Source organism: Rugosimonospora africana (assembly GCF_016862975.1).
Taxonomy (GTDB): Bacteria; Actinomycetota; Actinomycetes; order Mycobacteriales; family Micromonosporaceae; genus Rugosimonospora; species Rugosimonospora africana.
The window spans coordinates 1-5,055 of the sequence record NZ_BONZ01000152.1; the positions used below are offsets into that span (position 1 = coordinate 1).

The following is a 5,055-nucleotide window of genomic DNA, read 5'->3' on the forward strand; positions in this document are numbered from 1 at the left end:
GGCGCACGACATCATCTAACTACATCACTGTTATTTACGCGAAGATCTACTAGTTAACGGTCGCGGTCGCGCAGCAACAGCCCCAGGGCGGTCTGAACCGTGTTGATCTCGTCATCATCGAGGCCGGTGAGGACCGAGGCCAGCCATTCGCGGCTGCGGCAGAGGTCGGCGGAGGCCTGCACGCCGGCCGGAGTCGCCGCGATCACCTTGACCCGTCCGTCCTTACCGTCGGCGCGGCGCTCGACGTAACCCAACTCGATCAGCCGGTCGACCTTGGCAGTCAGGTTGGAGGGGTCGCAGCCGAACTGCTGGGCGATCTCGCGCATCGAGGATGGCTTCAGCGCGGCGAACCCCAGCACCCGCACCTGAGCCAGGGTCATCCCGGCCGCCTGGGCGGCCCGCTCGAAGTCGAGCAGATACTCGCCGACGAACTGCAGCATGGCGAACCGGACCTCGGGAAAGATTCCTCGCGCTAGGTCCCCTTCGAGGCGTTCACCGGTGTAGGGGTGGCTCGGGCGCACCGATTCATCGTAGGTCACCTCCTTTTCAACATGCTTGAGAGTCTCAGAGATTCCGGCCACACTCCAGGAAATTACATGAGAGTCTCAGGTATGTTTCGGGAGAAGCAGTATCCCGCCCGCTACCAGGGCAAAACGAAAGGACTCCACGATGAGCGACGAGCGCAAGGTTGCCGAGGTACTTGCCCGATTCGTCCGGGCGACCGACCGGCGGGACGGCACGGCTCAGGCCGCGCTCTTCGCCGAGGACTCGACCACGCAGATCTACACCAAGGTCTACCCGGACAGCTGGGAGCCCAACGGAGACCCGCTCAAGGGCCCGGCCGAGGTTAAGTACGCGGTGGAGAACTTCCTGGCCCCGCACCCTCCGCGCGGAGTCAGCCACCACGTCACCGGCGACCACATCATCGACGTCAACGGCGACACCGCCCACATCAGCGCCCAGTACGTGGTCTTCGAGACCCGGGCAGACGAGCGGCCGGCCGGCGGCTGGCCCGAGGGCGCGCATGGCGTCCAGGGCACCATGCAGGTGACCGAGAGCGGCTTCTACGAGACCGACCTTCGCAAGATCGACGGCGAGTGGAAGATCACGCACCAGCGCGTCCTCAACGACCTGCCGTTCGCCATCCCGGGCGCCTGACCTCGCCGACAGCCGGTCCGCACCACAGGGTTGGGTGCGGGCCGGACACAACCCCATCCGTACGGCCGGTCAGTCCGCCGTGCCGCATACCCAGAGGGGATGACTGTGAGAGCTATCGTTCACCGCCGCTTCGGCGGTCCTGACGTCCTCGAACTCGCGGAACTACCGCCCCCGAAGATGCAGCAGGACAGTGTCCTGATCCGCGTCAGAGCCGCCGGCCTCAACCCGGCGGACAACGCGATCCGAGCCGGGGCCCTGGCCGAGGCGATGGACACCCTCTTTCCGGTCGTACCCGGCTGGGATGTTGCCGGCGTGGTGGAGCAGGCCGGGCCGGGTGCCGCCGAGTTCGTCGAGGGCGACGAGGTCATCGGGTACCTGCGCGAGTCGGTCCTGCACCACGGCAGCTACGCCGAACTCGTCTCCGCACCGGTGCATACCCTCGTGCGCAAGCCGAGCAACGCCAGTTGGGCGCAGGCGGCCGGGCTGCCGCTGGCCGGGCTCACCGCGTACCAGGGCATGGTCCACCATCTCCGCGTCGCGCCCGGTGAAACCGTCCTGGTCCACGCCGCCAGCGGCGGGGTCGGCTCCATCGCGGCCCAGCTCGCCGTCGCGACCGGCGCCACGGTCATCGGCACCGCCTCGGGGGGCAACCACGACTACCTGCGCTCACTCGGCGTCAGCCCAGTCACCTACGGTCCCGGCCTGGCCGAGCGCGTACGCGCCCGCGCGCCCGAGGGCGTTGACGCGATCTTCGACGCCGCCGGCCGGGGTGCCCTCGCGGATACCGTCGAAGTCGGGAAGCCGCACGTGCGTGCGGTCACCGTCGCCGACGTGCACCCCGGCGCCACCGCGGTCTACGCCCGACTCGACCTCGACGACCTACGCGCCCTGACCCGAATGGTCGAAGCCGGCGACCTCACCATCCGAATCGGCGCCACCTTTCCCCTGGAACGCGCCACCGACGCCCAACGCACACTCGAATCCGGACACACCTCCGGAAAAATCATCCTGACGCCATAGACCAGATGCCATAGAGCGGCATCAAGGAGCCCATGCAGCCCGCGCCAGAAGGTCCCGGTGAACGTCTCCAGGTTGTCGTCGCCGGCGAGCGGGTGCACGGTCTCGCGTAAAGCTCCTCGCAGAGAAGCGGCAAAGAAGCTGTTCGGGTTGTTGGACCAGATCTGACGTCAGATGGACGTGGGGGAGGCGGTGAAGCGCTGCCAACATCATGGCGAGTGGGGGTTGTCCATTCGCGTAGCCGATGTGGGTGCGGGTCCGTCTTGTTGGAGATAGCCGCCGTGACCGGTGCAGCAGCAATGTGTGGTGGTGCAGCTGTGCTCGGTGCGGTGTGTCTCCCCGGGGAAGGACGTGAGGTATTTGAGGCGTTGAGGGTTGGGAATCGTCGATCCAGAACTGCCAGCCGGGCGGTGCCGGCGGCCATGACGGATCCGGCACCCAGTCTGTCGGCGGCCGCCTGAGGCTCAGCGAGAAGGGTGCCACGCTGCGCTGGCAACCGATCGTCCTCGACCTCGCTGCCCATCTCGACGAACATGCCCACAACCGAGGCGAGGTCCTGCCCACCAACCATCTGTGGCAGTGGAACAGCCAATGCGCTCCCCACGAGCTGCGGCTTTGCTCGATGTTCGTCCGATCAGGACAGTGCGCGGGCAGTTTCGCGGGCGAAGACATCGATGTTGTCGAGCATGATGTTGTGCCCGGTGTCGGGGACCGCAACGACGTCTCCGCTGCTCAGCGGCGCCTGTTCGGGTTCTGGGTAGAGGAACGTCCACGGGATCGTCAGCTGCCCAAGCATCGCGCGCATCGTCGGCCGCGTACCCGCGTACAGGTGGATGGCGCTGCGGTAGAGCGCGACCGGGCCGGCGAGGCGCATCGTGGCCGCCCACTGTGGGCCGACGCGGTCGAGGGTCTCGGCGCGGCCTCCTTCGTCCAGGAACTGCTGCTCGGTGTAGCGGCCGATGCCCGAACCACTGACGTGCGGCGGGACTGGGTCCAGGTTGGCGTCAACGAGGACCAGCCTACGTACGAGATGCGGGTGGCGGTGGGCGAGCACGATCGCGACCGCGCCGCCCATGCTGTGTGCGATGAGGTCGACGTGTTGGCCGTCGGCCGCCGCCGTGATCGCGGTTGCCAGCACATCCGCGTGGTCCTCCAGTGTGTACGCGAAGTCGGCCGGTCGGTCGCTGATACCGAAGCCGAGCATGTCCATGAGTAGGCTGCGGTGCCCGGCGAGGGCGGGGTGGCTGACCGCCGCGGCGTAGTAGGGCGCCGAACTCGCCCCGAGGCCGTGGACGAAGACGCGGCTCGGGCCTTTGCCAACGATCTCGATGTAGCGGATGGCGGAACCGTCGGGGAGTACCTGTGCTGATTTCAAAGCGCTCACGACTCGGAACGATACCTCGACTCCGAGGTATCCTGTCAACGAGGTATGATGGTCATCATGATCGAGCTCGCCGTACTCGGATTCCTCCGGGACGCCCAGTTGCACGGCTACGACCTGCGCAAACGGATCGCCGCGCTGACCGGGCACGTCCGACCTATCGCCGACGGCACGCTCTACCCGCTGCTGAAGAAGATGGAGGCGGCCGGACTCCTCAGCCGCTCGCTGCAGCCGGGCCAGGTGGCGGCCCCCCGGCAGATGCTCAGCCTCACCGACTCCGGGCGCACGGAGCTCGAACGGCAACTGCGCGACCCCGACGAGCTGTTCATCACCGACGAGAACCGGTGGTTCACTCTGCTGGCGTTCCTGCGTCACCTCGACGATCCGGCCGCCCAGGCGGCGGTGCTGCTGCGGCGGCTGGAATTCCTGACCCAGCCCGCCAGCTTCTTCTGGGACGGCGATCGGCCGCTGCGCGCCGTCGACTTCGACGACCCCTTCCGGCGGGGGCTGTTCACGATAGCGACGGCGACGTCGCGTACGGAGATCAAGTGGCTCCGCTCCACGTTGGAGCAGCTGGAAGCGTGACGCAGTCAGGCGATCAGCTGATCGACGGGGAACTCGACGGCGAACGGCTCGGTCAGCTGGAAGACCTCCCCGGCAGAGGCCGGCGCGACAGTGTCGTAGCCGCCGCCAATGAATGTTCGTGCCAATTACTCGGTTTCTATGGGTGAGAGTTGGCCCTGCGCGATGGGAATTTCGCTCTGTGGTGCTACGCGATCCCGAGGATGCCGCCCAGCTTTGCCATCCTCGCTGTCGCTGCCCTGACCTACCTGGTGACGATCGCCGTCGGCCAACTACGCCGCCGCCGGCACGTCGAGCGCCCGGGGACGGATCCGGCGAACCCGCAACGGCCGCGCCGCATAGCCGCTCTGGCGTCATCGGCGGCCCTCGACGAGGGATAGCTGCCGTCCGTCTTGTCACCCGTGGCATCATGCGTGCTCGCCGTCCGAGGCCGCGTCAGCCTGAGCGGTGGACGTGAATCGCGGTCACATCCGTGTGGTTGGATGTTGGAGCTTTTCATCGTGCGTCTGAGGGAGCGCAGTGACTCACACCCCGCGTGTCTCGCGACGTGGTCTGGTCAAGACCGCGGTGCTCGCTGGCTCCGCCGCTGTACTGGCAGCGGACGCCGCCGTCGGCGCAGGAAACGCTGAGCAGGCCATGGAACGGGACGTGACACCGAGTGCGGCTGGGTCCGCGCGGTCGTCTGGTCAGCCCGTCGCCGCGCGGGCGACCAGGCCGTCACCGGCCGGGCTGCCGGTGCAGTCCCGGCCGATCTACACGCTGGCGGAGTACCGGGCGGTGCTGGGCGGCCCCGCGTTTCCCTCCCACGCGGTGGCTCTGACGCTGGACGACGGTCCGCACCCGGTGTGGACGCCCAAGGTGCTCAAGCTGCTGGACAAGTACCACGTGCCGGCGACGTTCTGCCTGATCGGCAACCA

Annotated in this window: 7 protein-coding genes; 5 read left to right on the forward strand and 2 right to left on the reverse strand. The window is 67.4% G+C overall.

Features of this window, described 5'->3' with window-relative positions; genetic code table 11:
• Positions 1-53: 53 nt before the first annotated feature.
• Entirely contained in the window at positions 54-581 is a 528-nt protein-coding gene (locus Raf01_RS48775; RefSeq protein WP_239134588.1) for a MarR family winged helix-turn-helix transcriptional regulator, read from the reverse strand.
• Positions 582-669: 88 nt separating this feature from the next.
• On the opposite strand from Raf01_RS48775, the gene Raf01_RS48780 reads away from it, so the two are divergent.
• Both Raf01_RS48780 and Raf01_RS48785 read left to right on the forward strand, forming a co-directional pair.
• Positions 670-1,158 carry a nuclear transport factor 2 family protein gene (locus tag Raf01_RS48780; RefSeq protein ID WP_203925018.1) on the forward strand — a complete coding sequence of 163 codons (489 nt, stop codon included), beginning with the start codon at positions 670-672 and terminating at the stop codon, positions 1,156-1,158.
• A gap of 99 nt (positions 1,159-1,257) precedes the next feature.
• Positions 1,258-2,178 (forward strand): NADP-dependent oxidoreductase, encoded by a 921-nt coding sequence (locus Raf01_RS48785; RefSeq protein WP_239134589.1) that lies wholly within the window; start codon positions 1,258-1,260, stop codon positions 2,176-2,178.
• A gap of 631 nt (positions 2,179-2,809) precedes the next feature.
• Here the strand turns inward: Raf01_RS48785 and Raf01_RS48790 are convergent.
• Entirely contained in the window at positions 2,810-3,559 is a 750-nt protein-coding gene (locus tag Raf01_RS48790) for an alpha/beta fold hydrolase (protein ID WP_239134590.1), read from the reverse strand.
• Positions 3,560-3,616: 57 nt separating this feature from the next.
• Between Raf01_RS48790 and Raf01_RS48795 the strand changes: the two genes are divergently transcribed.
• The 3 genes from Raf01_RS48795 to Raf01_RS48805 all read left to right on the forward strand — a co-directional run.
• The gene (locus tag Raf01_RS48795; protein ID WP_203925019.1) at positions 3,617-4,141 is read left to right on the forward strand and encodes a PadR family transcriptional regulator; all 525 of its coding nucleotides are present in this window, start codon (positions 3,617-3,619) and stop codon (positions 4,139-4,141) included.
• A gap of 200 nt (positions 4,142-4,341) precedes the next feature.
• Complete coding sequence (locus Raf01_RS48800; RefSeq protein ID WP_203925020.1) at positions 4,342-4,518, forward strand: hypothetical protein; 177 nt, start codon at positions 4,342-4,344, stop codon at positions 4,516-4,518.
• 139 nt (positions 4,519-4,657) lie between these two features.
• Positions 4,658-5,055, forward strand: a 398-nt coding sequence (locus Raf01_RS48805) for a polysaccharide deacetylase family protein (protein WP_239134591.1), incomplete at its 3' end; no start/stop codon positions are given.